Consider the following 26,085-nt stretch of genomic DNA (forward strand, 5'->3'; position numbering starts at 1 on the left):
AATTAACTACCGTACCAATGTCAACACATTGGAAAAGGTGCAAGTGGATAGCCTTGAGCTGAACGCCATTGCCAATGTCACCGTTGAGTTTGATGCGTCTGTGGTATTTGATCGTTACCAAGACAGCCGTTATACAGGTTCGTTTATCTTCATCGACCGTTTAAACAACGTGACGATTGGTGCGGGTATGGTGGAAGAGTCTGTGGAATGGTCTGCACACAGCAACCCTGTCACAGCGGAAGACCGTGCTGCACGTTTAGGTCAAAAACCTGCTGCGGTAACTGTATCTGTGAAAGCACTTGAAAATGCACAAGTACTTGAAAACTTGTTAATTCAACAAGGTGTGGTTGCGATTGCGAAAGCAGGTTTAACTGCTGATCAGGTTGCGTTAGTACGTGAAACAGGTGTGGTTGTGGTGACTGACCTTGTAGACGGTACAGATGTCGCATTTACGCAAGATGCGGTTGAAGAGCTGGCTGATAAAATTGTTGAATTGGTTCGTCTTTAATAGATTTGGCTAATTTGAAAGGAACCCACCGTAAGGTGGGTTTTTTATTATTATGTTGCGTGTTTAAAGGTGATCTAAATAAAAAAATGGTTTTTTAACAATCATTCAATATTATGCAATATTCCTTAGGGCAGTTAATGTGGTAAACGCCAGTACTTGTAATGGAGTAGGTGAGGTGGTTCTGTTGTGTTATTTGGATAGTATAGGTGATCGAATGGTGAAAACGTTTAAAGTGCGAGCATAGTTTAAATTAGAATTGATAGACTAAAAATAAAAGAGAAAACCTGTAATGGTGTCGGCCTTCTCTTTAGGTACGGCTTATGAATGGGATGAACTAAGCTTAGATTGTTAGATTACCAATCAATTGGCTTTATTAGGGAGATTCATTGCTTTTGTTTAATCGCTTCTTCAACTTATTCACATAGCGTTTAAATGGCCACGTAAACTGCTTCACAAAACTGTTTGGAATTTTATAACCCACTGTGCCATATACACTGGCTAAATGATTGGGCATATAAATGGATTTAAACATCACATCATAAAGGGGGATAAAGGCAGCATAGTTTTTATCAATCGCAGGCTTTTCAGAAGAATGATGCCAGTGATGGAATTCAGGCGTTGCGATTAACCAGCGCAGATAGGGAAAGCGGAAACGTACATTGGAGTGAATAAAAATGGCATGGAAAGAAATAAAGACCAAATAAGCAAATACTGCAGAGGTATGAAAGCCTAACAAGAAAATTGGTAAAGTTGCGATAAAACGAGTCATTAACACTTCAACAATGTGTAAGCGTGAAGAGGCTAGCCAGTCCATTTGTTCGGTTGAATGGTGAATGGCATGAAAGCGCCATAAGAAATTCACTTCATGCATCGCACGATGTAACCAGTAGGTGGTGAAGTCCACCACAATCAATAACTCAATAAACTGCAACCAGATGGGCTGCGCTTGTACATAAGGCACTATTGGGTTATTGGGAATATGCGTAATCCAATACTGAATAGGCATAACCGTTAAAAACGAAAAAAGTTGAATGCCAATATGGCTAAACATGAAATATTTCATGTCTGTGACCCAGCCGACGCGCAGAATTTTTTGTTCTGTGTTCTTTGCAAAGAATCCTTCAAGCGGGATAAAAACCAAAGCAAGGATGATTAAGGTAATAACGAAATAATCAAAACCTGCATAAAATGGTAGCGCAGATAATATCGGTGCTTTGATCAGCCCACAACCTAAAACAGCTGCCAAAATGGTGATACATAAACCATAAAAACCGTATTTATTCTGTTTAATGATTGCACTATAAGTACCGAAACCAGCACTGACGACAATACCGAACAGCAAGGCGTAGTAAAAAGCATCATAGTGTTTACTATAAAGCGGGCGTAGTTCAGGTGTGGTTAGGACGCTAGGAAACAAAAAACATAAGGCAGCAAAAATACCCAAAAACCCTAAGGACATAGAAAGAAATGCACTGATCTTGCCTTGCCCAGCATTGAGTTGTAGGTTTTCAAATTTTTTTCTGAGTTGATCTGTCATTGTAATTAATTCTAAGTTTTAAGCTATTGGTCTGCGTTTACTTGAGTGTATAGGCGCAAAGACATAACGCAAATTTTAACGATATTGGGTGTTTACATCAATGAGATCGAACGTATTGATTTATGTTTTAACGCTTAGATATTCAAATTCTTCACTTTTTAATGATGATTTTAGTTTGAAATTTAGTGCTTGAAATAATCCAAAAACATATTAAGATATATCTTAATAATTTTAAGTTGTATCTTATGTATGTCGAATGCTCTTGAGTCTGAAGCTATTGTCGAATTGGACGGATCTCCTGTTTTACGTAAGCGACGTTTATTTGAAACAGGACAAATGAAGCTCTTAGCACTGCATCTTATTTCGTTGGCACCCAAATATGGTTACGACATTATTAAAGACATCGGTGAGATTGTAGGAGGAGGCTATTGTCCAAGTGCAGGAACCATCTATCCAACTTTGAACTATTTAGAAGAGCAACAGTTTGTTCGTGTTGTATTGGGTGAGGATAAACGTAAGCAATACTGTATAACGGCCTTGGGTTTGCAACATCTTGAGGCTGAGCAAGGGGGTATTGAGAAAATTTTGGTGCGTTTTGATACCCGTAAACAAATTCAAAATAATGAGCAATATCTTGATATTAAACGTGCTATGGAAAATCTAAAAGCTTCTCTACGGCTTAAGATTCAGCATAGCGAATTGAGTCCTGAACAAATTCGGGCGATTGCTGCGGAAGTTGATCGGGCTGCAGTGAATATTGCATGTCTCTAGGAGAATAAAATGAAACAACATCGTTATGAAGTTACACTCAAACATATTGCCGATGCGCAAGGTAACCCGTCTAGTTACACTGATATTTTAAGTTTTAACACCTATAACCACGACGACATTTTTAAAGTGTTAGAGATGATTCAAAGCAGTCAAATGCTTGATGATGAAGCTGCAAAATCATTTGCTGTTGGCTTAAAGCTATTTAGTGAAGTGATGCTGGAGCATAAAGAGCTTCCATTATTTAAAGATTTCATGCCTCAGTTCGGGCAATTTATGAAGGCGTTAAAACAAACCGTTAAAACGCAGAAGCAAGGTTAATTTTTAATTGGGTCATTTATGTTGAATACGCGCCTAAAAATTCATATCAAACATCTGAATTGGCTGATGCCGTTACTACTTTCAGGGCTAATGAGTGGCTCAATTTCTGCGTTTAATTTATTGTTGAATAAGGGTTTGGTGGATGGCTTATTTCAGCTTTGGTTAAAAAGCTGGAGTTTATCTTGGCTGATTGCATTTCCTCTGATTATGCTGTTTTTGCCTCTCGTCCGTAAATTTCTACTGCGGTTTGTGCATCTGCCAGATCAATCTTAAAACTCAAGTTATTTGGTTGATAAGCATTGTACTTTGAATAAACATGGTTTAGATGATGTTTTAAAGGCTGTTGTTTATGGGCTGAAAATCTTTTTGCTTTGATTCTGATTTGAGCGTGGAATATCACAGCGAAAAATAGTGAATAGACTATACATAAGTACGGTGTTCTTCATTTCAGTTTACTTCTATGATCAAATACGTCGATGAAACTTGAAAAATATTCAAAGCATAGGGAATAATCATGTCACAAACAACAATGCAGCAGGTCATTATTACTGAGCCGGGCGGTGTGGATAAGTTAGCTTATGAAACAGTGACGATCCCAGAAGCAAAAGCTGATGAAGTTTTGGTGAAGGTGCATGCATTTGGTATTAACCGTCCAGACATTCTACAACGTCAGGGCTTATATCCGATGCCACCTGGGGTAACACAAGTACCAGGACTTGAGGTTGCAGGCGAAGTTGTTGCTGTTGGTACAGACGTTACACAATTTAAAGTCGGGGATAAGGTTTGTGGTTTGACTAATGGTGGTGGTTATGCAGAGTATTGTGTGGTTCCACAAAGTCAAACTTTACATATTCCAGAAAATGTAAGCTTTGTTGAAGCTGCGGCTATTCCTGAGACTTTTTTCACAGTTTGGGCGAATGTATTTCAAATGGGTAAAGCCAAAGCGGGCGAAATTGTATTGGTACATGGTGGAAGTAGTGGTATTGGTACGACAGCACTTATGTTGTGTAAGTCATTGGGTATTCAAACCTTTGCCACAGTCGGCACAGATGAAAAAGTTCAAGCCATTGCGAACTTGACAGATGCCATCAATTATAAGACGCAAGATTTTGAACACGTGATTAATGAGAAAACGGATAATGGTGGAGTTGATGTTATTTTAGATATGGTGGGTGCCCCGTATTTAGAAAAGAATCTAAATCTACTCCGTCGTGACGGGCGTTTGGTCTATATTGCCTTTTTGGGTGGAGCAAAGGCCAAAGAGGTTAAGTTGGGTCAAATTATGATGAAGCGCTTAACGATCACTGGTTCAACCATGCGTGCACGAAATACGGCTGAGAAGGCTGAGATTGCACAAGGTTTACAAGATCATGTGGCACCGTTATGGGCTAGAGGTGAGTGCTTACCGATGATTTATCAAACTTTTGAGTTCGATCAGATTCAAGCGGCGCATGCGTGTATGGATACGGGTGAGCACGTGGGTAAAGTTGTTGTAAAAGTTCTGTAATATTTATATAAAATAAAAAGTAGAGCTGACATCATGTCGGCTTTTCTTTTGCCGAAAATTTTACAAAACAATCAAAATAATATATTGAAAAAATGAAATAATTTACCAAATATTAAAAAATGATAACTGTACGACACAACCTGTCAAAACTGCGGTGTAAATTTGCAGCTAAATTTAAACCTGACAAATTTACGTGGTTTTAAATGAAAAATAAAACAGAGAAGAGGGTGGTCATGAAAATTTTATCGACATCGTACACACATTCACAAGGTTTTCGTGCGCTTAAACGTCTGCATAGGTCTGTGATTCATAATCGAGTTTTGCCTAATGACTTGCACAAGCTGTATAAAGCCTTAATTCATTTTGAGCGTTATATCGAACGCTTAGCTCATCAACAGTCGGACTTAAAAAAGAAATTTAAACAAAAGTGATCATTCTGATAAAAACATGAGATAGCTGTAAAGTTGATCATTTTTATTTAATCAATATTATTCAATTCTTTATGTTGAATATGATGAGTGGCTATTAAACTAAAAATACACAACATTGATTGTGCAGCGAGGGCAATATGAAGCGTAAAGCTTCAACACATGAACGCCTTGCGGAGCGTTTAGCGAATATTTTGACTAAATTAAATACTGGGTATCAATTAGGGGTTGCAGAACTAGCACATGAGTTTCAGGTCAGCACGAGAACGATAGAGCGAGATTTTGATCGTCTCAATACATATTTACCTTTACTACAGGATGAAAGCACCAAAAAGTATTTTCTAGATCCTCTTTATCTTGGGCGTTTTAAGTTACAAGATATTCAGAATTTTGCTCAACTTTCAGGAATAACCGAGCTGTATCCATCTTTGGATATGTCATTTCTTCGCCATTTACTTGATGAACGCTCTAGCCAAATTTTTTCAGCTAAGGGTTATTGTTTTGAAAATGCACGAGAGTTCTCTGAACATTTTCAGGTTTTCGCAGATGCTATTCATAATCGTCAAAAAATCAGCTTTTTTTATAATGATCGTTGGCGACATGTTGATCCATATCGTTTAATTCACCATCAGGGAAGTTGGTATTTAGCTGCTGCTGTAGGTGATGAATTACGCGCATACCGTTTAAGTAAAATAGACCAAGCGACTTTGCATGAAAATGAGTTATTTCAACATCATCCAGAAGTGTTGATGCAATTAGAACTTAGTGAGGGAATTTGGTTTGGTAAGCACAAGCAAAACGTGAAAATATCTGTGCGACCTGAGGTTGCTTTGTATTTTAAGCAACGTCTATTATTGCCTGAACAACAAATCATATTGGAGGATACGACGGGCAGCTTATTAATTGCCTGTAAAATTTGTCATGAAATGCAACTTTTACCTTTGGTGCGTTATTGGATTCCATATATCAAAATTATTGAACCCGCACATTTTCAACAAAAATTAGAACAAGATCTACAGCATTATTTATTGCCACCATTATAATCATGAATGGCAATATGTTGTTTTAAGAGGGTCATTGTGCTCTCTTTTTTGTATTGTATTTTTGCTAGGCATAAAAAAACCAGCTTAACGCTGGGTTCTTTATATGCACCATACTTAAAAGTATAAGAATGGTGCCCGAGGCCAGACTCGAACTGGCACGCTTTGTGGGCGGGGGATTTTAAATCCCCTGTGTCTACCGATTTCACCACTCGGGCTTTAACAAGATGGAGGCGGAGGTCGGAATCGAACCGGCGTCCACGGAGTTGCAGTCCGCTGCATGACCACTCTGCCACCCCGCCGCGTCTTGTTGATGCGTATATTAGCAAGCTCTGAAAAAAAAACAATAGGACTTTCATTCGTATGCGCATAAAAACAGCATATCGCGAAAAATATTCAAAATAATCATGTATTATGTGCAAAATTGATTCATATCAACACTTGGAGATGTGCCGTGGCATTAGTTTTAGATGGTCGTGCATTGGCAAAACAAATTGAAGCTGACTTGTTAACTCGCGTAGAAGCGCTAAAAGCAAAATCAGGTCGTACCCCAATTCTTGCAACAATTTTGGTGGGTGACGATGGTGCATCTGCAACTTATGTGCGTATGAAAGGAAATGCTTGCCGCCGCGTTGGTATGGACTCGCTTAAAGTTGAATTACCTAAAGAAACTACGACTGAGCAATTGTTAGCTGAAATTGAAAAGTTGAATGCAAATCCTGATGTACATGGTATTTTGCTGCAACATCCAGTGCCTGAACAGATTGATGAGCGTGCATGTTTTGATGCAATCTCTCTTGCAAAAGATGTGGATGGCGTAACCTGTCTTGGTTTTGGTCGTATGGCTATGGGTGAGGCTGCTTATGGCTCTGCAACTCCTGCAGGTATTATGACGATTCTGAAAGAAAACAACATTGAAATCGCGGGTAAACATGCGGTTGTTGTAGGTCGTTCTGCAATTTTAGGTAAACCAATGGCGGCAATGTTGCTTGAAGCCAATGCAACTGTGACGATTTGCCATAGCCGTACTCAAGATTTGGCGAGCTTTGTGAAGCAAGCGGATATTATCGTGGGTGCTGTGGGTAAGGCTGAATTGATCCAAAAAGATTGGATTAAACAAGGCGCTGTGGTTGTTGATGCAGGTTTCCATCCACGTGATGGTGGTGGTGTAGGCGACATTCAATTGGTCGGTATTGAAGAAGTGGCTTCTGCGTACACACCAGTTCCAGGTGGTGTTGGCCCAATGACCATTACGACATTGATTCGTCAAACGGTTGAAGCGGCTGAGAAGGCTTTAGGTTAATTATTTAAAGTAGTCTAATACTTCCTCAAAGCGAGTATTGGATACACGATAACGTCATTCGCTGTTGTTTGAGCTAAGACTTTATTATTTAATGTTTCTGCGACTATTTTAAATAGATGGTGGCATTTAACGAGTTCAGCGAATGACTATGGTTTTGCCTACTTTTGCCAAAACAAAAGTAGGTCTAGCCGAAGGCTAATTCCTCAATCCAAACTTTAGCTGCAAGACCCCGCAGTAAAAGCATAAAAGTACTCAATGACTTATGAGCTGTACTTTCCAATTCCCCAAAGCCCCAGATCATTTACTTCAAGCCTTGCATGAGGTGATTCCAAATTGTGAGCTTTTAGCTCAGCAACTTCCTGAAACACCCATTTCACTGTGGCTCATTCCTCCAGTATTTCCAACCGATAAACTGGATGATGAAATCATTCGGCGTATTTGGAATGAAACGCCATATTGGATCTTTTGCTGGGCTTCAGGTCTAGCAATGGCGCAGTGGTTACTGGCTGAACCACATCATGTTCAGGATAAAGTGGTGTTGGACTTCGGTGCAGGTTCAGGAGTGGTTGCGATTGCAGCCAAAATTGCGGGTGCAAAGCGCGTGATTTGCTGTGACATTGACCAAGTGAGTTTAGATGCTTGTCGTGCCAATGCGGAACTAAATAATGTAGAGCTGGAATATTTAATTGATCTCTACAAAGCAGAGCAAGTTGATGTTTTGTTGGCTGCTGATGTTTTATATGACCAATGCAATCGTTTCTTTTTAGATGAGTTTTTAAAGTTTGCACCAGAGGTTTGGGTGGCAGATAGTCGTGTTAAAAATTTCAGCCATCCGCAGTACATAAAGTTGGATGAACGCAGTGCAACAACGTGGCCAGACTTAGATGAATCACCTGAGTTTCGTAATGTAAGTTTTTATCGAACTTTAGAAACTCAAAAAGGGCAGTAGCCCTTTTCATGAGTCTAAGCGATTTATGAGCAGGTATAGCGTACTACATGTAATGTGCTCGGTCGTGTTTCAAGTGCTTCACGTGTGGCAAAATTTTCACCTTGGTGTAAGTCCGGTGTGTTACTTAAACCAAATGTAGCGCGAGTTTGTCCAATTTGACGACCATATTGAGGCATATCTGCGGCAGTATTTGGAATCTCATTGATACTTAAAATCGTCAATTTATAGTTTTTCTGTGAACCTAAAACCTTTTGGCATGCATGTTGGAGTTTGTTTTCATCGAGCTGCTGATTTTTACGTGCTGCAAGTGTATAAGCAAGCGTAGCGCTAGTTCCAGACTGTTGTTCGATTTGATAGCCAACATTGCCATTGTATTGGCGAGGTGTACTTTGGCATGCAGATACTGCTAAAACAATACAACTTAAACCTAAAAATTTATACGTATTTTTCATGTAAAAAGTTCCTAACATTATTCTTGTTCTTAGTATGCCATACACAAGTTTAAATCACGATATTTCAATTGATCTAGTTTGAGTAAAACTTTCCTCTGGTAAATAAAAAATGCCTTCAGGGGATGAAGGCATTTAGACTTTTAATCTTTCAGATATGCAACAAGCAAAAGGATTAGTGATCGGTAATCATGCTGTGCTTTTTGGTGTCTTTCATGAAAATATAAGTCAGTAAGGATAATCCGATCATAAATGTAATGTAATAAAAGAAATAGTTTTCATGCCCTGCATTTTTAAAACTTAAAGCAACTAACTCTGCTGTACCACCAAAAACCGTATTGGCAATAGCATAAGGCAGTGCAACACCTAGTGCACGAATATGCGCAGGAAACAGCTCTGCTTTCACGACAGCATTAATGGCAGTATAACCTGTCACAATTACCATACCGCTCATACACAGCATAAAAGCAGTGGTTGGGCTACTGGTTGAGCCTAGGCCGTTAAAGATTGGAATCGTGAACAGTACGCCTAAAACACCGAAAGTAATCATAATGGGTTTACGACCAATCTTATCGGATAGTGCACCAACTACGGGTTGTAACAGCATAAAAATAAAGATGGCTGCTGTGGTAATTTCAGTCGCTGTAGTTTTTTCAAAACCAGATGTGTTGACCAAGTATTTTTGCAAATAGGTGGTGAAAGTATTGAATGCCAGCGTTCCACCTGCAGTCAGCATAATGACAGTAAAAGCTTGTCGTGGGTATTTAGTAAACAATGCCAAAGCACTTGATTTGGGGCCGCCATTTTTAGCTTGTTCTTGTGCATCTTTCGATGATTGTGTTTCAACCAAACCACGACGAATCCAGAACACCACAACTGCAAGAACGGCACCAATAAAGAATGGAATACGCCAACCCCATTCAGACAACTGGGTTTCAGTCATGTTGCGTTGTAAGATAATCAACACGCACAGAGCGAGTAATTGTCCTGAAATGAGGGTCACATACTGAAAACTAGAGAAAAAGCCGCGATGGTTTTTACCTGCCATTTCGGTTAAGTAAGTGGCACTAGAGCCATATTCACCGCCAACACTTAAACCTTGTAATAAGCGTGCAAAGAGCAATAGGGCAGGTGCGAGCATGCCGACACTTGCATAGGTGGGCGCGCAGGCAATAATTAAAGACCCCACACACATTAAAGACACAGATAATGTTAGGCCTGATTTACGTCCTTTGCGGTCGGCATAAATACCCATGATCCATGCGCCGATTGGGCGCATGAGGAACCCAAGTGCAAATACCGCAGCGGCTTGCAGTAATTTGACCGTGTCATCTCCTTCAGGAAAAAACTGGGGTGCAAAATATAATGTAAATGCTGCATAGACATACCAGTCATACCATTCAACGAGATTACCTGCTGAACCGCCTAAAATTGACTTTAAACGTGTCTTTTTGTCGAGGCTTACTGGAGCTGCTTGGGAAGATAAATCAGTCACAAAGATTTTCCAAAGAGAAGTTCGGAAAAATACATCTTTTAACTTTTTGGATTATAAAAGTTAAAACAATATATTTTTAGATTAAACAATAAATTCTTTTTTGTTATACGCCCCTTGTTTAGAGAGTTCATTCGACTTTAGTCTAAAAAATCGCATGATTTATGGGCTGTTAAGTTTTTCTAATTAATATTTGTTTTTCAATGGAAAATAATAATTTTACTTATTTAAAACAGCATCTTGGTAATCAGTAAAATGTGAATAGTCAATTAAAATACAACAGTTTAGGCTGCTTTATACAAAATTAAAAAGAATTTTTATTTGGTGGAAATATCACTTTTTGTTTGAATGTTATTCAAATATTGAACCGAATCATAAAAAAGAAGCATTAATTTGTAAAAAGATGTGGGAGAGCTGATCTGTTAAGGAAAGTGATGTTTTTGTACGGTGGAATCATCTTTTCGGTATGACAAGGTCTGATTTTGATGTTAAGTTGAGATTAAGAAAAACAAGAATATATGCTAAGTAAAGAGGTTGATATGCAAGACACAAATGCAATTTATGACATTGCCGTTGTTGGAGCTGGAATCAATGGAGTGGGAATTGCAAATGATGCTGTTGGTCGTGGCTTAAATGTTTTCGTCTGCGAAAAAGATGATTTAGCTAGTCATACGTCTTCAGCGAGTAGCAAACTCATCCATGGTGGATTACGTTATCTGGAACAAAAAGAATTTCGTTTAGTTCGTGAAGCATTACTTGAGCGTGAAGTCTTATTAAAAAAAGCGCCACATTTGATCCATCCCATGCGTTTTATCATGCCACATCAACCGTATTTGCGCCCAGCATGGCTAATTCGTTCGGGCTTATTTATTTATGATTATCTGGCAAAACGAGAAACTCTTGAAGGTTCTGAGTTAATTTATTTTAATGCTGATAGTCCACTAAAGGAAACGATCAGTCGTGGTTTTGAATACTCTGACTGTACCGTAGATGATGCTCGGTTAGTGGTGGTCAATGCATTGCAAGCACATGAACTAGGAGCGCAGATTCGAACACAGACCCGCTGTGTTTCTGCAACTCAGCAAGAGGGTGTGTGGTGTTTAACCTTAGAACATCAAAAACAACAATATCAAATTAAGGCAAGAGTTTTGGTGAATGCTACAGGTGCATGGGTCACTGATTTTATTCAACAGCAGTTGCTTCAAACGCCCAAAGCTGGAATTCGATTAGTACAAGGTAGTCACATTGTTGTGAAGCGCTTATACCCCGAACATCACGCTTTTATCCTACAAAATGATGATCAGCGCATTGTTTTTGTGATCCCTTATTTAGATGAATACAGTTTGATTGGGACAACAGACCTAGAGTTTGAGGGTGATCCAAATCATGTACACATTACCGAACAAGAAACGGCATATCTAATAGATGTTATTAACGATCATTTTAAGCTGCAATTACAGCTTGATGATGTCATTTCTACCTATGCTGGTGTTCGGGCGCTGTATGATGATGAAAGCGCACAGGCTTCTAAAATAACCCGTGATTATGTCCTTGCACTGTCGAATGAAGGAGAACACGAAGCACCTCTTTTGACAGTGTACGGTGGAAAGTTAACAACTTATCGAAAGCTAGCAGAAGCAGCATTATCTCAGCTCAAACGGTATTTTCCACAGATGAAAGCAGAATGGACGCTGCAAGCAAAATTACCGGGTGCGGAGGATTTTGATTCAGTGGAATTATTACGGACAGAATTAATGCAGAGTATTCAAGGTTTGGATTTACATACTGCACAGCGTTGGGCTAAAACCTATGGCTGTCGTGTTTGGCAGATGCTAGATGAGAAGAAGACCATGCAGGATTTAGGGCAGTCATTTGGGTATGGTCTATATCAGCAAGAGGTTGATTATTTATATAGAGTTGAATGGGCTAGGCATAGCCAAGATATTCTCTGGCGAAGAACAAAGCTGGGTATGAAACTCAATATAGCTGAAGTCCGAAGTTTAGATCTGTATCTACATGATTTACATCAGCGTCGTGTGCAGGGTGATGCTGCCTAGTCTTGCATTGATGTTTATCTTCTTAAAAGTAGAGCATTGGGATTAAAAAAAGCCGCTTGCGCGGCTTTTTAAGCTTAGATTTCAATACCACCTAATTGTTTGCAGTCCACAGGTGTTTTCCATTTCACAGCAGTACCCCAAACCACTGGACGAACAATACGCCAAGGCCAGAATCCAAATCGTTGGCTTGCATTGTAATTAATCACCACATTGCCACCCACTTGGTGCGCGCGTTCAGCAAAGCGTGGATAAAGTTCTTCCACACTGCCATAAGTGCCTTTAGCAACTTTAATGCGTTTTTTGATGTCAAATTGAGTAGAGTCTGGAGTACCTTTAATGGCGCAGACGTGCAGTGTAGATGTTGTTGTTGGTTCAGTTTGAGCCATTGCTAGGCTTGATACACCAACTAGACTGATGGTTAGCATGAGTGTTTTGAACATAGTTTTCCCCTTTGATGTTTCTTTTTGATTTATAAAGTTAAATTTTTAAAATATTTGAAAGATTGAAAAAAGACCGCTTGTGCGGTCTTTTTTGAGAGCTTAATTTAAAGATTAAGCAGATTTTTTCACAGCTTCTAAAAGTTCGTTTTGACGAGTTTTAAGTGCAGCTGGTAAACGCTCACCAAGTTTATTGAACAACTCAGTATGACTTTCAATTTCTTTGATCCATTGATCTTTATCTTGAGAAGTCACAAGTTCAAATTGAGCTTTAGTAAAGTCAGAACCTGTCCAGTTTAATTGCTCATAAGTTGGTACTAAACCAATTGGAGTCTCAACAGCATCAGCACGGCCTTCACAGCGGTCAATGATCCACTCAAGAACACGCATGTTTTGACCAAAACCAGGCCATACAAAGTTACCTTCAGCATCACGACGGAACCAGTTCACGTTGTAAATGCCTGGGAGTTTGTTGCCTGCAGCTTTTGCTTTTGCTGCAACTTCTTCACCAAGTTCTAACCAGTGAGAGAAGTAATCCGCCATGTTGTAACCCGCAAATGGAAGCATTGCGAATGGGTCGCGACGAACGACACCTTGTTGACCTACAGCAGCTGCAGTTGTTTCAGAGCCCATAGTTGCAGCTTTATAAACACCATCTACCCAGTCAAATGCTTCTGAAATAAGAGGCACTGTGTCCGCACGACGGCCACCGAAGATGAATGCAGAAATAGGTACGCCTGCTGGATTTTCCCAGTCAGCATCAATAGAAGGACATTGACCTGCTGAAACAGTAAAGCGTGCATTCGGGTGAGCTGCTTTTTCTTCACCAGTGTGCGGTTGACCTTTCCAGTTAGTTAGGTTAGCAGGTACTTCTTTAGAAAGACCTTCCCACCATACTTCACCGTTGTCTGTTACAGCAACGTTGGTATAGATAACATCTTTAGTTAATGTTGCCATACAGTTTGGGTTCGTCTTGGTATTTGTACCAGGCGCTACACCAAAGAAACCAGCTTCAGGGTTGATCGCATATAAGCGACCATCTTCACCTGGTTTGATCCAAGCAATATCGTCACCTACGGTTTCAATTTTCCAACCTTCGTAACCCGCTGGTGGAATCAACATAGCAAAGTTCGTTTTACCACATGCAGAAGGGAATGCTGCTGCGATGTAGTGTTTCTCGCCTTGTGGATTTGTTACGCCAAGGATCAGCATGTGTTCAGCTAACCAGCCTTGTTGACGACCCATAGAAGAAGCAATACGTAAAGCTAGGCATTTTTTACCTAACAATGCGTTACCACCGTAACCTGAACCATAAGACCAGATTTCACGTGTTTCTGGATAGTGAACGATCCATTTTTCAGGATTGCAAGGCCAAGCCACGTCTTTTTCACCGATCGCAAGTGGAGCACCTACTGTATGAACACAAGGAACATATTCGCCATCAGTACCTAATACGTCATAAACAGCTTTACCCATACGAGCCATTTTAGACATACTGACTGCTACATAAGGAGAGTCAGTAAGTTCGATACCGATGTGTGCAATATGAGAACCTAAAGGACCCATAGAGAACGGTACTACATATAAAGTACGACCTGCCATTGAACCGTCGAACAAACCATTTAGCCGAGCACGCATTTCAGCAGGCTCTTCCCAGTTGTTTGTTGCGCCAGCATCTTCTTGTTTTTCAGAACAGATGTATGTACGACCTTCAACACGAGCAACGTCAGAAGGGTCAGAATTTGCAAGATAAGAACCAGGATGTGTTTCTTGGTTAAGCGCTTGCATCGTGCCGTTAGCGATCATCAAGTCGATATAACGTTGATATTCTTCTTCGCTACCGTCACACCATTCAATTTTCGCTGGTTTTGTTAATTTTGCAATTTCTTCCACCCATGCAATAAGCTTAGGGTGACGAACGAATTCTGGTGCGTTCACTTGGGTCATGGTGAGGCCTATCTCAAATATGTACACAGTTGTACAAAGTACAATCTCAACAATAGATTTACTGCTGAGATGAAAAGATGAAAAAAAAGTGGCTGTATTAAAGCATAATTTGATAAAAAAAATAAGACCAAAGCCGTATCTAAATTATGGACAATTTTGTAAAGGTATTTTATTTTAATTATTAAAAAACAGTGCTTTACTTTAATTTTATTGCTTTATTTGATGTATTTATTATATTTATGAGTATTATTCATTTAAAATATTTAAATTAAAAACAATGGTTTATAAATATTTTGTGATTGAGATTTATTATTGATTAAATAAATGAACGTCATTTGATTTTTACATAACCAAACTGTTAACTGTTGAATTTTTGGACAAAAATAGAGTAATTACTTTATGGAAGAGTGCTGGATGTCTGAGCAGTTAAAACCTTTGTCACTTATTTATAACAAAAAATCAGGTTTTCATGCCACAAATAAAGATGAAGTGTATGAACAACTGCTAGCCGATCTGAGTACTGCTGGTTTTGAAATACAGTCATTTGAGTTAAGTGAGTGCATGGACTTTGATCAGATGATGCAAGAGGTTTTATTACGTCATCGACAAGCAGAACATATAGGTGTTGTGGTTGCTGCAGGTGGAGACGGAACATTAAATGCAGTCGCTTCAAAGCTAATGGGTACTGATATCCCTATGGGAATATTGCCTTTAGGTACATTTAACTATGTAGCACGGGTCTTGAATATCCCGCTAGATTTATTAGAAGCGGCACATGTGATTGGCACGGGGAAAACGCGTTCTGTGCATGTGGCACAGCTCAATCAACACATTTACCTGAACAATGCCAGCTTAGGGTTATATCCTTTATTTATTCAAAAGCGAGAACAGTTTAATCAGCATTTTGGACGTTTTCAATTGCATGCGTATACCTCGGCATTGGATGTTCTTATTCGTAACCGTAAAGAGTTAAAACTTGAGGTTGAAGTTGATGGGCAGCTTTATCCTGTTAAAACGCCATTGATTTTCTTTGGAAATAATCAGCTTCAATTGGCTGAAATGAAATTGCGTATTGCTGAAGCTGCCGAAGCTGGAAAGGTAGCAGGGGTGGTTGTTGCAAAAAGTGATAAACGCACACTGTTTAAAACCTTGTGGCAGCTGATTAAAGGCAATTTGGATCAGGCTTCCGATGTTTATAGCTTTGCCGCAGATGAAGTGATTGTGCATTCAAAGCATAACAAGCTTACGGTTGCCGTAGATGGTGAAATCATTATGATGAAACCGCCTCTAAAAATTACAGTACGTAAACATGCACTGAATATCATGGTGCCTGCATGATTTTACATTTGTCTGATTTACATTTCGGCACAGAACGCGAAGCCTGTTTGCAGGCTATTCATCTGTTATGTGAGGAGCATCCTTTTGAAGCCGTAGTGGTTAGTGGCGATTTAACCCAGCGTGCACGGTTTATTCAGTTTTATGCTTGTCGGCAGTTTTTAGACAGTTTGAAGTTACCGTATTTGGTGGTGCCAGGAAATCACGATATCCCGCTGTACCATATTTGGAATCGTTTTTTTAATCCATTTGCGCGTTATCAACTGTTTTTTGGGGGGATGGAAAACACCTTAGAAACTGAACACTTTTATGTCATAGGTGTGAACAGTATTCGGAGGCGTTACCACACACGGGGGCATATTTCACTGAGCCAAATTCAAGAGATTGATTTGAAATTACAACAAGCACCTGCACACAAAATAAAGCTGATCGCCGCTCATCAACCTTTTTATACGCCACCAGACCATAGTCATGGTGTGAAAGACTGTCCAATGCTTGGTCGTATTGCGCTGGAGCAATGGAGTCAACAGGGTTTAAATGGACTCTTGCATGGGCATTTGCATCATCCAGCAGTCTATGATCTGAATCAGATTTATCAACTTGGGGTATCGCATCCGGTGTTGGATATTCATGCTGGAACAGCGACATCTTATCGTTTACATGGTGGACGACCGAATAGCCTAAATATTATTTTAAATAATGCAGATGTGCAGCATTTGAGCTTTAATTCTGCAATAAATCGCTTCGAGTTGATGCAGAAAAATATCTCAGATTGATTTGTGTGTCTAAACTTTGATTAGGTTTGCTTAAAAAGAGCGCAAAAATATAAAAATATTTTGTATTTGCCCTTGAAGCCCTTTTTTCCATCCCCACAAAAGTGTCATATCAAAATTTTGTTGATGACCTAGGAATAAGAAGTCATCTTCACATCGTAATCAATGACATTCTGAAAATGTCTATGGAGTTAGAAATGAGCAAAATTCGTCCTTTACATGACAACGTTGTGATTCGCCGCGTAGAGAAAGAAACTAAAACTGCAGGCGGTTTGATTTTGAGCACTTCTGCTGCTGAACAGCCAGCTCAAGGTGAAATTATTGCAGTAGGTAATGGCAAAATCACAGACAATGGCGTTCGTGCTTTAGACGTAAAAGTAGGCGACAATGTACTGTTCGGTGCTTATGCAGGCACTAAAGTTAAGGTTGAAGGCGAAGAGCTTCTAGTAATGAAAGAGTCTGATATTTTAGCAGTTCTTGAAGGTTAATTCGGAACGGTCATTTGCTGTTTAAGCAATACAATTGATTAAAATTTAAGAATATTTGGAGTTAAGCATGTCAGCTAAAGATGTAAAATTTGGTGATTCAGCACGTTCTAAAATGATTGCAGGCGTAAACGTACTTGCAGATGCTGTAAAAGTGACTTTAGGCCCTAAAGGCCGTAATGTTGTGATCGACCGTTCTTTCGGTGCACCACACATCACTAAAGATGGTGTAACTGTTGCGAAAGAAATTTCTCTAAAAGACAAATTTGAGAACATGGGCGCTCAATTGGTTCGTGAAGTATCTTCTAAAACCAATGACATCGCGGGTGACGGTACAACAACAGCAACTGTACTCGCTCAAGCAATTTTAAATGAAGGGATCAAGTCTGTAACTGCGGGCATGAACCCAATGGACTTGAAACGTGGTATTGACCTTGCAGTTAAAGCATTGGTTGCTGAAATTAAAGCAACAGCAAAACCTGCTTCTGATACTAAAGCGATTGAACAAGTGGGTTCAATCTCTGCAAACTCTGACGAAACTGTAGGTAAACTCATTGCACAAGCAATGGAACGCGTAGGCAAAGAAGGCGTGATTACCGTTGAAGAAGGTTCAGGCTTTGAAGATGCTTTGGACGTTGTTGAAGGTATGCAGTTTGACCGTGGTTATATCAGCCCGTATTTTGCAAACAAACAAGACACTTTAACTGCTGAACTTGAAAACCCATTCATTCTTCTTGTTGATAAAAAAATCAGCAACATCCGTGAATTGATTACTGTGCTAGAAGCTGTTGCTAAAACAGGTAAACCACTTTTAATCATCGCTGAAGATGTTGAAGGTGAGGCTTTAGCTACACTGGTTGTCAACAACATGCGTGGCATTATTAAAGTATGTGCGGTTAAAGCGCCAGGTTTTGGTGACCGTCGTAAAGCAATGCTTCAAGATATCGCAATCTTGACTGGTGCGACTGTGATTTCTGAAGAAGTGGGCATGACGTTAGAGCAAGCTTCTCTTCAAGACTTAGGTACTGCGCACAAAATTACAGTATCTAAAGAAAACACTGTGATTGTTGATGGTGCTGGTGATGCAACTCAAATTGCTGAACGTGTCACTCAAATCCGTGCGCAAATTGAAGAGTCGACGTCTGAATACGACAAAGAAAAACTTCAAGAACGCGTTGCTAAATTGGCAGGCGGTGTAGCTGTGATCAAAATTGGCGCAGCGACTGAAGTTGAAATGAAAGAGAAAAAAGACCGTGTAGACGATGCGCTTCATGCTACGCGTGCTGCGGTTGAAGAAGGTGTGGTTGCTGGCGGTGGTGTTGCACTGGTACGTGCTGCAGCTGCGCTTGATGGCGTAACAGGTGCAAACGATGATCAAAATGTAGGTATCAACATTTTACGTCGTGCGATTGAAGCACCACTTCGTCAAATCGTTGCCAATGCGGGTGATGAGCCTTCAGTTGTGATCAATGCCGTGAAAAATGGTCAAGGTAACTTTGGTTATAACGCTGCAACGTCTGAGTATGGTGACATGCTAGAAATGGGTATTCTTGACCCTGCGAAAGTAACACGTTCTGCACTTGAACATGCTGCATCTGTAGCAGGTTTAATGTTGACTACAGAATGTATGATTACTGACGTTCCAGAAGACAAGCCTGCAATGCCTGATATGGGTGGCATGGGTGGTATGGGCGGCATGATGTAAATACTCGCCTAGCGTTGCTAATCAAAAAATCCCTGCATTTCGCAGGGATTTTTTATTTAGGTAAGTTATTCCAAGAAATTGATTATTTTAACATTCAGCTCAGATTGGCTAGGTCGTTACCTCTTATCGCATTACATTTATTTCAATAAAGTCTGAATCAATCAATTAAATACGGTTGTCAGCAAAAAGGTTCAATTGCATCATTTTTTGATTACTTTTAAGAGAAGGGCTATCTCGAATAAAACGATATTATTCACATTTATTCCGACATGATTTGTGATGGACTGATATTTCTTGAAATATTTGGAATTAAATAAAATATACATTTATAGATTAATTGCTGTTTTATTGATCTAAATCCGATGTATTTGATCTTCAGCATTGCTAGAATCTGCGCGAATTTTAGCAATGTGGTGTTTTTTGTGTTCGAGAAGCTTGCAGAACAAAGTTTAACCTTAATGGGGTGGCAGATTGATAATCACTGGGATTTGAATATCAATCAATGTGTCATGATTGCAGCGCCACATACCAGTAATTGGGATGCACTCTATGCGCGTTTGGCACTAAAAGCCTTAGGGGTGAATGTCCGTATCACGATAAAAGACAGTTATATGAAGTTACCTTTTGGCCCTTTTGTCCGTGCTATGGGGGGAATTGGTATTGACCGTCGTCCAAAACATGAAGGTGAACCACGTCCAAGCATGGTGCAATTGATGAGTGATCTTTTTAAAGAACATCCTAAATTAGTCATGTTAGTCACCCCAGAAGGAACACGTGCTAAGCAGGAGCAATGGAAAACAGGTTTTTACCATGTTGCGATAAGTGCAGGTGTGCCGATTGCATTGGCTTATATGGATTATGCAAAGAAAAAAACGGGGATCGGTAAAATTGTTTACCCTACGGGTGACTATGAGAAAGATATGGCAGAGATTATGGCATTTTACGCTGAAATTTCAGCGAAATTTCCGCAGAAGTTTAGTGTAGATACGCGTTATCATTCAGATTCTATGAAACAAGAAATTGAAGCATAATCAGTGATAAATCAAAAAAGACAGCATGCATGCTGTCTTTTTATTTGTCCAAAATTTTAAGGTGTGTCTTGAGCCGTGGTCGGTAAAACGCCGCCTAAAGATTGACAGGCTGTAGTGTAGTTTTGTAGCTGGGTTTCTATAACTTCAGGTAGTGGCAGGTCAAAGATTTTATCGCCATGTTGATAGCTTTCTACATAAGATTGGGCTTTTTGTTTGCTGCTAGCAAGTATTTGTTCATGAAAACTGGTCATGGAGCTGTGATCAGCTTGGTCACGTTCAATATTTTGACAATCGAAATATTGTAATAGTTTTTCAGCTTGTTTAATTTCTTTAGATGAGCTGATGGAGCAGGCACTGACAAAGCAAAGACTAAAAAGTGCAAAATACGGTTTCATATATGCTGAATAGATGGTTTTTGAGAGTGGTGTTATTGTATAAATTTTTGTGAATAGTGAGAAAGCTTAAACATCGTAAGTTGCTTAAAGAAGTGGCAATTTTGACAGAAAGCACACAATTAAATATCTAGATCGTTTGTCATAAAATGTTAAAAATCCGCTACTGATTTAAAAGGTAGCTGATACATAAAAAGCAGCCTGAGCTAAATAAGAGTCCCAGTACGATTCGTTTAAATTGGCGTTCAGAAATTTTATAAAATAAGCGTGCACCTAGCATGGCTGGTAGACTGACACTTAAAATCAAGATACCCATATAGGGTAAATGCTGTAGGCTTAAATTTCCACGAAGTAGGTAGCTAAATAGTGTGAATACTTGGATCGCAAAATTAAAATGTCTCAAAATAAAACGTTGCTGCTCTTTAGGTAGATTTTTTAACATGACCCAAGCAGAAGGAAGTGAGCCACAAAACCCGCCTAAACCGCCGAGTATGCCACCAATAAAACCAATACAGCTGTCGGCATATTTTCCTGAAGATTGAATAGAACGCATTTGTGGATTCAGGAGCATCAATGGACACCAAAGCACTAAAAATATACCAAGCATTAGCTTAAACATATCTGCTTGAATAATATCTAAAAGATAGGTTCCCAGTGGAACACCTAAAATGCCAGCCAAAACGTAGGGTGCAATAAGATTTTTATTGATCTGAAAAGATGATTCTGATTTTAAGGAGATAAGATGGCTCCATACAGAAGCAAAAACCACTAATGGTGCTGCTAACTGTGGTGCTAAAACCCATACCCAAAATGACATGGCAATTAAGGCAAAGGCAAAACCCGTTAAGCCCTGAACAAAACCAGCAACCATTGCACCTAAAATAAAGACCAGCCAAGTCATCGCATATATGCCGCAAATTTTGTAGGGTAAGTGATATTTCGTTCAGCTGAAAGCGACATAGATTTTACTAAAATTTTGAAATATCGAAACATGAAATGTCTTTGCTTTAGTAGCTTATGCTGTCTTTTGAAATAAGCCCGCACGTACAGTGCCAGCCTTGGTGCTCTTTACTTGAACCCAGGAGTTTGGAAGTTTTAGCAGATTTAACTCACGATCCGCTTCTACATAAATATAGCCATTCTTTTGAATCAGCGGGTCAGCCAAGAGAGCCAATTGTTCCCATAACTCTAGGCTATACGGCGGGTCTAAAAAGACCAAATCAAACTGTTCTTTTAGGTTGGGCAAGCTTTGCTGTGCTGTTGAGACTTTTAATTGTGCACGAGACTTAGGTACTTTCAAGAGCTCTAAGTTTTGTGTTAAAAACTGTGCTTGACTGCGGTCAGGTTCAATCATCACTACTTTTGAAGCACCACGTGATAGAGCTTCGAATGCCAATGCGCCCGAACCTGCACAAATATCCAAAACATTGGTATTTTGCACATCCCACATAAGCCAATTAAACAAAGTTTCACGGACTCGATCAGGCGTGGGGCGCAAACCTTCAATATTGGCGAAAGGGAGTTGGCGACGTTTCCATTCCCCCCCGATGATACGAAGTTGATTTTTCATAATTAGTCTGGCTCTTCAGTAGCAGGGGGTGGAGTAGCTGAATGGTTAGTGTTCGGAGCTACTGTTGTACTTTGTACGGAGGTTGCTGAACGACCTTGTGGGGCTACTGCTGTATTTGCTGCGGGTGGCGTGCTGTCACTCGGCAACTCACCCGGTTTAATCCCCGCTGTCATGAGTCCACCACTGATTTGATGGTTTTGCGGACGAATTGGATTTTTATGGCGAGTTTGCAACCAATAATCTAGCACAGGGCGAGCTAGCTGAGCTGCTGATCCGCCGTGACGTCCATTTTCCCAGACGACCGCAATTGCAATCTCTGGATTTTCCGCAGGCGCAAAGCCAACAAATAAACCATGGTCGAGCTGACGTTCTGTTAAAAGTGCTTCGTTATAGCGTTTACCTTGAGCAATACTTTTAACCTGTGCGGTACCTGTTTTCCCTGCAATTTTATACATTGGTGTACGAATACCACGCCCTGTACCCGTTTCCACGACATCGACCATAGCATCACGCATTTTTACCCAGTCTTCGTCTGTACCATTGAACTGAATTCGACCATCAGGTGCATTTAGGTCTTTATGTGGTTTTGCGCCTTTACTGGTTTGTAAAACATGTGGAATTACATGTGAACCATGATTCGCAGTAATGGCAGTTGCCATGGCTAATTGTAGGGGGGTTGCGGTAAAAGCACCTTGTCCAATACTGACAGAAATGGTTTCACCTTTAAGCCACTTGGCATCGCGAGTACGCATTTTCCATTCAGGGTTTGGATAAAGACCTGTGCTTTCACTTGGTAAATCAACACCTGTTTTTTCACCAAAACCAAACTGACGCATCCATGTGTTCATTTTTTCAATGCCCATGCGGAAAGACAGAATGTAATAAAAGGTATCGCAAGAAACAACTTGAGCTTTATGCAAATTGACCACGCCATGTCCTGACTTTTTCCAGTCACGGAATTTATGCGAATCTCCCGGCAGGGTGAAATAGCCGTGATCGGAAATAGCAGTACCCCAATCAATCAATCCATAATGAATACCCCCTAAACCAAACATCGGTTTAATGGTTGAACCAGGTGGATAAGCCCCTTGTACAGCACGGTTATAAAGGGGTTGATCAAGGTTGTCTCGCAGACCACTATAGTCGGTATGGCTAATGCCTGTCACAAACAGGTTTGGGTTAAAACTAGGACTTGATACGAGGGCGAGGATTTCACCTGTACGTGGGTCCATGGCCACAATTGCACCGCGACGACCTGCGAGTTGTTCTGTCGCAACGACCTGTAAGCCATAATCGAGTGACAGGTATAAATCGTTGCCACGAATTGGCTCTTTGCGACCTAAATGTCGTAATACATTGCCGTGAGCATCCGCTTCGACAGACTCGTTTCCAGGAACGCCATGTAGCAAATCTTCATAGGATTTTTCTACCCCAATTTTACCAATCAGGTTAGTGCCCGCATATAAGTCTTTATTGATACTTTTTAATTCTTTATCGTTAATACGTCCCACATAACCAATCACATGAGCAAACAGCTCGCCATGTGGATAGTAACGTGTCATTTGAGTTTCGATGTTTACCCCTGGAAATTGATATTTGACTTCACTAAAACGTGCAATATCATTTTCATTCAAATTGAGTTTAATCGAAACACGCTCAGTTTTACGTGATGCTTTAATACGACTTTGAAAACGGTCAATATCTTCTTGGCTAAGTTCTAAAATGGGCGTTAGACGTTCAATTGTCTTATCAATATCTGGAACATCTGCACGACTCATAGTGGCTGTGAAAACAGGATAGTTGTCGGCTAAGAGCACACCATTACGGTCGTAAATATAGCCACGGGCAGGGGCTAAAGGCTGTAGCCGAATACGGTTTTGGTCAGATGCGGTGGAAAATTCATCGAACTGTACCAGCTGTAAATACGCATAGCGGGAGACTAAAATCAGTAAGAAAAAGATCACAATACCCATGGAAATAAAGGTACGATTTCGAAAAATGCGCTTTTCTTGTTGAACGTTTTTTAAAGGAAAGTGCTGTTTCATACCAAATCGACTTAGACACATGGATAAAGAGGAATATACCTGCGCGCTATTCTAACGCATGTCTCCCTGTTTTGATATTTGTTATCACCTGTTCTGCTTTTCATTTTGACTAAACTTTGACTTTACAGACATTAAAAATGTAAATTCCTGTATATAAGTGTTTTCTAATTTCTGATACAGTCAAAATCCGATAAAAAGGGACCAATTACTAAAATAACATTACGGATAATGGTGACAATAATGACAAGAATTTATCCAGTGTTGGCACTTGTTGCCTGTGCAAACGTAGCCTACGCTCAAGATAATTCATTTTTGCCAGAAGCAAAAATTCCTACAGATAGTGCTCAAACATGGAGTGTGGGAGCAGGTGTAACGCAGAAACTACTGCACACTAACGTAGAATGGGTAAATCCTTATGGGATTGCTTATGCAAAAGCTGGGGTATTTATGAATGATGACTACCCAGTGGGTGGTCAGGTTGGTTTTAGATTTCCAGTTCATTTTACTGGCAAAGATAAAAATGGCTATTATTTAGGTGTCTATGCAGGACATATAGATAGTAAAAAAGTTGATGGGGAGTATGAGGCTCGCCTTGGTGGTGGTGTAGATCTTGCTTATGTGTTACTTAGTCCTGAGCGAATCAGTACATTCAGTGTAGGGATTGGTGCAGGGGAAAAACTCGAAACTAAATCGGGGGATGTGATTGTAGAAACCGAACCGAGACTACAATTTTCCTATACTTTAAGCTTTGGTTTATAGACACAATATCTTTTTTAAAACGCTATATAATTCAGTTAATAAAATTAAATATGGAAGTTATGCATGCTTGAGTACGTCAATCAGTTGTGGCAAACCTTTTTGAATAGACCCGATTTTTGGGCTGTACTCAGTATTATCCCTGTAACTGCATTTGTAACATGGGCGCATGTTTGGATGGCCCTGAAAATGGTCTTTTACCCGATTAACTTTTGGGGCTTCCATATTGGCCCTTTGCCTGTCGGTTGGCAGGGGATTGTGCCCAGAAAGGCAGGGCGTATTTCAGGCATTATTACTGATAATACTTTATCCAAGCTCGGTTCTTTGCGTGAATTTTTAGATGCAATGGATCCTGAGGATATGGCACGGATCATTGGTGAACAAGTTGGTTTTGAACTTGAGCATCTGATTGATGAAGTCATGATTGACCGCAATGCAGTGCTTTGGGAAAATTTACCTTATTCGATTAAACGTCGAATTTATGCGCAAGCACATAAACAACTTCCAGCTGTGCTCCGAGAATTAGTGACCGAACTGACCATGAACGTCGAGTCACTTGTGGATATGCGTGATATGGTGGTCAGCCAAATGGAAGGCGACCGCAGATTGATGGTTCGTATGTTCTTGAAAGTGGGTCAGAAAGAAATTAACTTTATTTGGCATATTAGTGCCCTCATCGGCATGTTCTTTGGTATCTTCCAAATGATTGTTTGGTTTGTAGTACCTTGGCATTGGACGGTGCCATTTTGGGCGGCAGTATGGGGCTTCTTAACCAACTGGATTGCGATTTGGATGGTGTTTAACCCAATTGAGCCACATTATGTTCGATACTTGCAACTCACTGAATTAACAAAAAATCGTAAGTTTCCATGGATTAAGCCTGTGATTCCACGCATAGGGACTTATAATGTACAAGGCGCATTTATGAAGCGCCAAGAAGAAGTGTCTGATGTGTTCGCAAGTGTAGTCACAGAAGACCTGATTACGTTAAAATCCATCATGACTGAAATGATGTATGGCAATAAAAAAGACAAGACGCGTCGTATTGTCAAACGTCATATTAATGAAATCATGGAAACACCATTGGTGAGAACATCTTTGCAACTGTCTTTGGGGCCACGTGAATACGCAAAACTGAAGACGGACTTGATTGATCGTTCAATTGAAATTACGATGGTGCCTGTATGCGACCCAGCGTTCAATGCGAGCCGTGCACAGAAAATCTATCAAATGTTTAGAGACCGTATTCG

The 26,085-nt window shown here is 40.0% G+C and carries 26 protein-coding genes and 2 tRNA genes; 17 read left to right on the forward strand and 11 right to left on the reverse strand.

The annotated features are described in order from the left end of the window. The coding region (locus B4F08_RS01115) for an elongation factor 1-alpha C-terminal domain-related protein (protein WP_414632431.1) at positions 1 to 508 on the forward strand (508 nt) is incomplete at its 5' end. A 373-nt stretch (positions 509 to 881) separates the two neighbouring features. Here B4F08_RS01115 and B4F08_RS01120 read toward each other — a convergent pair. Further along, on the reverse strand, positions 882 to 2,045 hold the full coding sequence (locus B4F08_RS01120; protein WP_291372566.1) for a sterol desaturase family protein: 1,164 nt from the start codon (positions 2,043 to 2,045) through the stop codon (positions 882 to 884). Between the two features lie 249 nt (positions 2,046 to 2,294). Here B4F08_RS01120 and B4F08_RS01125 point away from each other — a divergent pair, with 249 nt between their 5' ends. The 6 genes from B4F08_RS01125 (at position 2,295) to B4F08_RS01150 (ending at position 6,112) form a co-directional block, all read left to right on the forward strand. Next, complete coding sequence (locus B4F08_RS01125) at positions 2,295 to 2,816, forward strand: PadR family transcriptional regulator (RefSeq protein WP_291372568.1); 522 nt, start codon at positions 2,295 to 2,297, stop codon at positions 2,814 to 2,816. Positions 2,817 to 2,825: 9 nt separating this feature from the next. After that, positions 2,826 to 3,134, forward strand: coding sequence for a DUF3861 domain-containing protein (locus B4F08_RS01130; protein ID WP_291372570.1), 309 nt, complete (start codon positions 2,826 to 2,828; stop codon positions 3,132 to 3,134). An 18-nt stretch (positions 3,135 to 3,152) separates the two neighbouring features. After that, on the forward strand, positions 3,153 to 3,407 hold the full coding sequence (locus tag B4F08_RS01135; RefSeq protein ID WP_291372572.1) for a DUF2798 domain-containing protein: 255 nt from the start codon (positions 3,153 to 3,155) through the stop codon (positions 3,405 to 3,407). A 241-nt stretch (positions 3,408 to 3,648) separates the two neighbouring features. Continuing rightward, the gene (locus B4F08_RS01140; RefSeq protein WP_110975119.1) at positions 3,649 to 4,641 is read left to right on the forward strand and encodes an NAD(P)H-quinone oxidoreductase; all 993 of its coding nucleotides are present in this window, start codon (positions 3,649 to 3,651) and stop codon (positions 4,639 to 4,641) included. Between the two features lie 233 nt (positions 4,642 to 4,874). Continuing rightward, entirely contained in the window at positions 4,875 to 5,072 is a 198-nt protein-coding gene (locus tag B4F08_RS01145; RefSeq protein WP_086208447.1) for a hypothetical protein, read from the forward strand. Positions 5,073 to 5,209: 137 nt separating this feature from the next. After that, positions 5,210 to 6,112, forward strand: a complete 903-nt coding sequence (locus tag B4F08_RS01150) for a helix-turn-helix transcriptional regulator (protein WP_291372575.1) — start codon at positions 5,210 to 5,212, stop codon at positions 6,110 to 6,112. A 129-nt stretch (positions 6,113 to 6,241) separates the two neighbouring features. Here the strand turns inward: B4F08_RS01150 and B4F08_RS01155 are convergent. Both B4F08_RS01155 and B4F08_RS01160 read right to left on the reverse strand, forming a co-directional pair. Then, positions 6,242 to 6,327 (reverse strand) — tRNA-Leu (locus B4F08_RS01155). Between the two features lie 10 nt (positions 6,328 to 6,337). Further along, positions 6,338 to 6,411: transfer RNA gene (locus B4F08_RS01160), tRNA-Cys, on the reverse strand. A 152-nt stretch (positions 6,412 to 6,563) separates the two neighbouring features. Between B4F08_RS01160 and folD the strand changes: the two genes are divergently transcribed. Together folD and B4F08_RS01170 are read left to right on the forward strand one after the other, a co-directional pair. Beyond that, a complete protein-coding gene (gene folD, locus B4F08_RS01165) occupies positions 6,564 to 7,412 on the forward strand; it encodes a bifunctional methylenetetrahydrofolate dehydrogenase/methenyltetrahydrofolate cyclohydrolase FolD (RefSeq protein ID WP_291372577.1) in 849 nt (282 codons plus the stop codon). A gap of 262 nt (positions 7,413 to 7,674) precedes the next feature. After that, positions 7,675 to 8,361 carry a class I SAM-dependent methyltransferase gene (locus tag B4F08_RS01170; RefSeq protein ID WP_086208444.1) on the forward strand — a complete coding sequence of 229 codons (687 nt, stop codon included), beginning with the start codon at positions 7,675 to 7,677 and terminating at the stop codon, positions 8,359 to 8,361. A gap of 23 nt (positions 8,362 to 8,384) precedes the next feature. Here B4F08_RS01170 and B4F08_RS01175 read toward each other — a convergent pair whose 3' ends face one another. Both B4F08_RS01175 and B4F08_RS01180 read right to left on the reverse strand, forming a co-directional pair. After that, positions 8,385 to 8,813, reverse strand: coding sequence for a hypothetical protein (locus B4F08_RS01175; protein WP_086208443.1), 429 nt, complete (start codon positions 8,811 to 8,813; stop codon positions 8,385 to 8,387). Between the two features lie 172 nt (positions 8,814 to 8,985). Continuing rightward, a complete protein-coding gene (locus B4F08_RS01180; RefSeq protein ID WP_086208442.1) occupies positions 8,986 to 10,305 on the reverse strand; it encodes an MFS transporter in 1,320 nt (439 codons plus the stop codon). 536 nt (positions 10,306 to 10,841) lie between these two features. Between B4F08_RS01180 and glpD the strand changes: the two genes are divergently transcribed. Further along, complete coding sequence (gene glpD, locus B4F08_RS01185) at positions 10,842 to 12,359, forward strand: glycerol-3-phosphate dehydrogenase (RefSeq protein ID WP_291372580.1); 1,518 nt, start codon at positions 10,842 to 10,844, stop codon at positions 12,357 to 12,359. Between the two features lie 74 nt (positions 12,360 to 12,433). Here the strand turns inward: glpD and B4F08_RS01190 are convergent, their stop codons facing one another. Continuing rightward, positions 12,434 to 12,799, reverse strand: a complete 366-nt coding sequence (locus B4F08_RS01190; protein ID WP_086208440.1) for a hypothetical protein — start codon at positions 12,797 to 12,799, stop codon at positions 12,434 to 12,436. Positions 12,800 to 12,910: 111 nt separating this feature from the next. Continuing rightward, the gene (locus B4F08_RS01195; protein ID WP_110975770.1) at positions 12,911 to 14,743 is read right to left on the reverse strand and encodes a phosphoenolpyruvate carboxykinase (GTP); all 1,833 of its coding nucleotides are present in this window, start codon (positions 14,741 to 14,743) and stop codon (positions 12,911 to 12,913) included. A gap of 414 nt (positions 14,744 to 15,157) precedes the next feature. Here B4F08_RS01195 and B4F08_RS01200 point away from each other — a divergent pair, with 414 nt between their 5' ends. From B4F08_RS01200 to B4F08_RS01220, 5 genes are all read left to right on the forward strand, one after another. Continuing rightward, positions 15,158 to 16,081, forward strand: a complete 924-nt coding sequence (locus B4F08_RS01200) for a diacylglycerol/lipid kinase family protein (RefSeq protein WP_291372583.1) — start codon at positions 15,158 to 15,160, stop codon at positions 16,079 to 16,081. Beyond that, positions 16,078 to 16,854 (forward strand): metallophosphoesterase family protein, encoded by a 777-nt coding sequence (locus B4F08_RS01205; RefSeq protein ID WP_291372585.1) that lies wholly within the window; start codon positions 16,078 to 16,080, stop codon positions 16,852 to 16,854. The genes B4F08_RS01200 and B4F08_RS01205 overlap by 4 nt, the downstream gene beginning before the upstream one ends. Before the next feature lie 194 nt (positions 16,855 to 17,048). After that, the gene (locus B4F08_RS01210) at positions 17,049 to 17,339 is read left to right on the forward strand and encodes a co-chaperone GroES (RefSeq protein ID WP_010326285.1); all 291 of its coding nucleotides are present in this window, start codon (positions 17,049 to 17,051) and stop codon (positions 17,337 to 17,339) included. Between the two features lie 67 nt (positions 17,340 to 17,406). Then, positions 17,407 to 19,041 (forward strand): chaperonin GroEL, encoded by a 1,635-nt coding sequence (groL, locus tag B4F08_RS01215; protein WP_086208436.1) that lies wholly within the window; start codon positions 17,407 to 17,409, stop codon positions 19,039 to 19,041. Positions 19,042 to 19,463: 422 nt separating this feature from the next. Further along, complete coding sequence (locus tag B4F08_RS01220; protein WP_171264412.1) at positions 19,464 to 20,072, forward strand: 1-acyl-sn-glycerol-3-phosphate acyltransferase; 609 nt, start codon at positions 19,464 to 19,466, stop codon at positions 20,070 to 20,072. A 56-nt stretch (positions 20,073 to 20,128) separates the two neighbouring features. Here B4F08_RS01220 and B4F08_RS01225 read toward each other — a convergent pair whose 3' ends face one another. From B4F08_RS01225 to mrdA, 4 genes are all read right to left on the reverse strand, one after another. Further along, complete coding sequence (locus tag B4F08_RS01225; RefSeq protein ID WP_110975664.1) at positions 20,129 to 20,467, reverse strand: hypothetical protein; 339 nt, start codon at positions 20,465 to 20,467, stop codon at positions 20,129 to 20,131. A gap of 160 nt (positions 20,468 to 20,627) precedes the next feature. Next, positions 20,628 to 21,365: a sulfite exporter TauE/SafE family protein gene (locus B4F08_RS01230; protein WP_291372595.1), complete on the reverse strand. Its 738-nt coding sequence runs from the start codon at positions 21,363 to 21,365 to the stop codon at positions 20,628 to 20,630. 114 nt (positions 21,366 to 21,479) lie between these two features. After that, the gene (gene rsmD / locus B4F08_RS01235) at positions 21,480 to 22,034 is read right to left on the reverse strand and encodes a 16S rRNA (guanine(966)-N(2))-methyltransferase RsmD (protein ID WP_086208432.1); all 555 of its coding nucleotides are present in this window, start codon (positions 22,032 to 22,034) and stop codon (positions 21,480 to 21,482) included. 2 nt (positions 22,035 to 22,036) lie between these two features. Continuing rightward, positions 22,037 to 24,079: a penicillin-binding protein 2 gene (mrdA, locus tag B4F08_RS01240; RefSeq protein WP_291372598.1), complete on the reverse strand. Its 2,043-nt coding sequence runs from the start codon at positions 24,077 to 24,079 to the stop codon at positions 22,037 to 22,039. A gap of 240 nt (positions 24,080 to 24,319) precedes the next feature. Here mrdA and B4F08_RS01245 point away from each other — a divergent pair, with 240 nt between their 5' ends. Next, the gene (locus B4F08_RS01245) at positions 24,320 to 24,838 is read left to right on the forward strand and encodes a hypothetical protein (protein ID WP_291372600.1); all 519 of its coding nucleotides are present in this window, start codon (positions 24,320 to 24,322) and stop codon (positions 24,836 to 24,838) included. Between the two features lie 63 nt (positions 24,839 to 24,901). Next, on the forward strand, positions 24,902 to 26,085 hold a 1,184-nt coding region (locus tag B4F08_RS01250; protein WP_291372602.1), incomplete at its 3' end, for a hypothetical protein.

Origin of the sequence: Acinetobacter sp. UBA6720 (assembly GCF_002454215.1) — a bacterium.
GTDB lineage: Bacteria > Pseudomonadota > Gammaproteobacteria > Pseudomonadales > Moraxellaceae > Acinetobacter.

Bases quoted from the DNA above. Each gene is read 5' to 3' on its own strand.
- B4F08_RS01120 (WP_291372566.1), bottom strand. From the start codon at position 2,045: ATGACAGATCAACTCAGAAAAAAATTTGAAAACCTACAACTCAATGCT.
- B4F08_RS01125 (WP_291372568.1), top strand. From the start codon at position 2,295: ATGTCGAATGCTCTTGAGTCTGAAGCTATTGTCGAATTGGACGGATCT.
- B4F08_RS01130 (WP_291372570.1), top strand. From the start codon at position 2,826: ATGAAACAACATCGTTATGAAGTTACACTCAAACATATTGCCGATGCG.
- B4F08_RS01135 (WP_291372572.1), top strand. From the start codon at position 3,153: ATGTTGAATACGCGCCTAAAAATTCATATCAAACATCTGAATTGGCTG.
- B4F08_RS01140 (WP_110975119.1), top strand. From the start codon at position 3,649: ATGTCACAAACAACAATGCAGCAGGTCATTATTACTGAGCCGGGCGGT.
- B4F08_RS01145 (WP_086208447.1), top strand. From the start codon at position 4,875: ATGAAAATTTTATCGACATCGTACACACATTCACAAGGTTTTCGTGCG.
- B4F08_RS01150 (WP_291372575.1), top strand. From the start codon at position 5,210: ATGAAGCGTAAAGCTTCAACACATGAACGCCTTGCGGAGCGTTTAGCG.
- B4F08_RS01170 (WP_086208444.1), top strand. From the start codon at position 7,675: ATGAGCTGTACTTTCCAATTCCCCAAAGCCCCAGATCATTTACTTCAA.
- B4F08_RS01175 (WP_086208443.1), bottom strand. From the start codon at position 8,813: ATGAAAAATACGTATAAATTTTTAGGTTTAAGTTGTATTGTTTTAGCA.
- glpD (WP_291372580.1), top strand. From the start codon at position 10,842: ATGCAAGACACAAATGCAATTTATGACATTGCCGTTGTTGGAGCTGGA.
- B4F08_RS01190 (WP_086208440.1), bottom strand. From the start codon at position 12,799: ATGTTCAAAACACTCATGCTAACCATCAGTCTAGTTGGTGTATCAAGC.
- B4F08_RS01195 (WP_110975770.1), bottom strand. From the start codon at position 14,743: ATGACCCAAGTGAACGCACCAGAATTCGTTCGTCACCCTAAGCTTATT.
- B4F08_RS01200 (WP_291372583.1), top strand. From the start codon at position 15,158: ATGTCTGAGCAGTTAAAACCTTTGTCACTTATTTATAACAAAAAATCA.
- B4F08_RS01205 (WP_291372585.1), top strand. From the start codon at position 16,078: ATGATTTTACATTTGTCTGATTTACATTTCGGCACAGAACGCGAAGCC.
- B4F08_RS01210 (WP_010326285.1), top strand. From the start codon at position 17,049: ATGAGCAAAATTCGTCCTTTACATGACAACGTTGTGATTCGCCGCGTA.
- groL (WP_086208436.1), top strand. From the start codon at position 17,407: ATGTCAGCTAAAGATGTAAAATTTGGTGATTCAGCACGTTCTAAAATG.
- B4F08_RS01225 (WP_110975664.1), bottom strand. From the start codon at position 20,467: ATGAAACCGTATTTTGCACTTTTTAGTCTTTGCTTTGTCAGTGCCTGC.
- B4F08_RS01230 (WP_291372595.1), bottom strand. From the start codon at position 21,365: ATGACTTGGCTGGTCTTTATTTTAGGTGCAATGGTTGCTGGTTTTGTT.
- rsmD (WP_086208432.1), bottom strand. From the start codon at position 22,034: ATGAAAAATCAACTTCGTATCATCGGGGGGGAATGGAAACGTCGCCAA.
- mrdA (WP_291372598.1), bottom strand. From the start codon at position 24,079: ATGAAACAGCACTTTCCTTTAAAAAACGTTCAACAAGAAAAGCGCATT.
- B4F08_RS01245 (WP_291372600.1), top strand. From the start codon at position 24,320: ATGACAAGAATTTATCCAGTGTTGGCACTTGTTGCCTGTGCAAACGTA.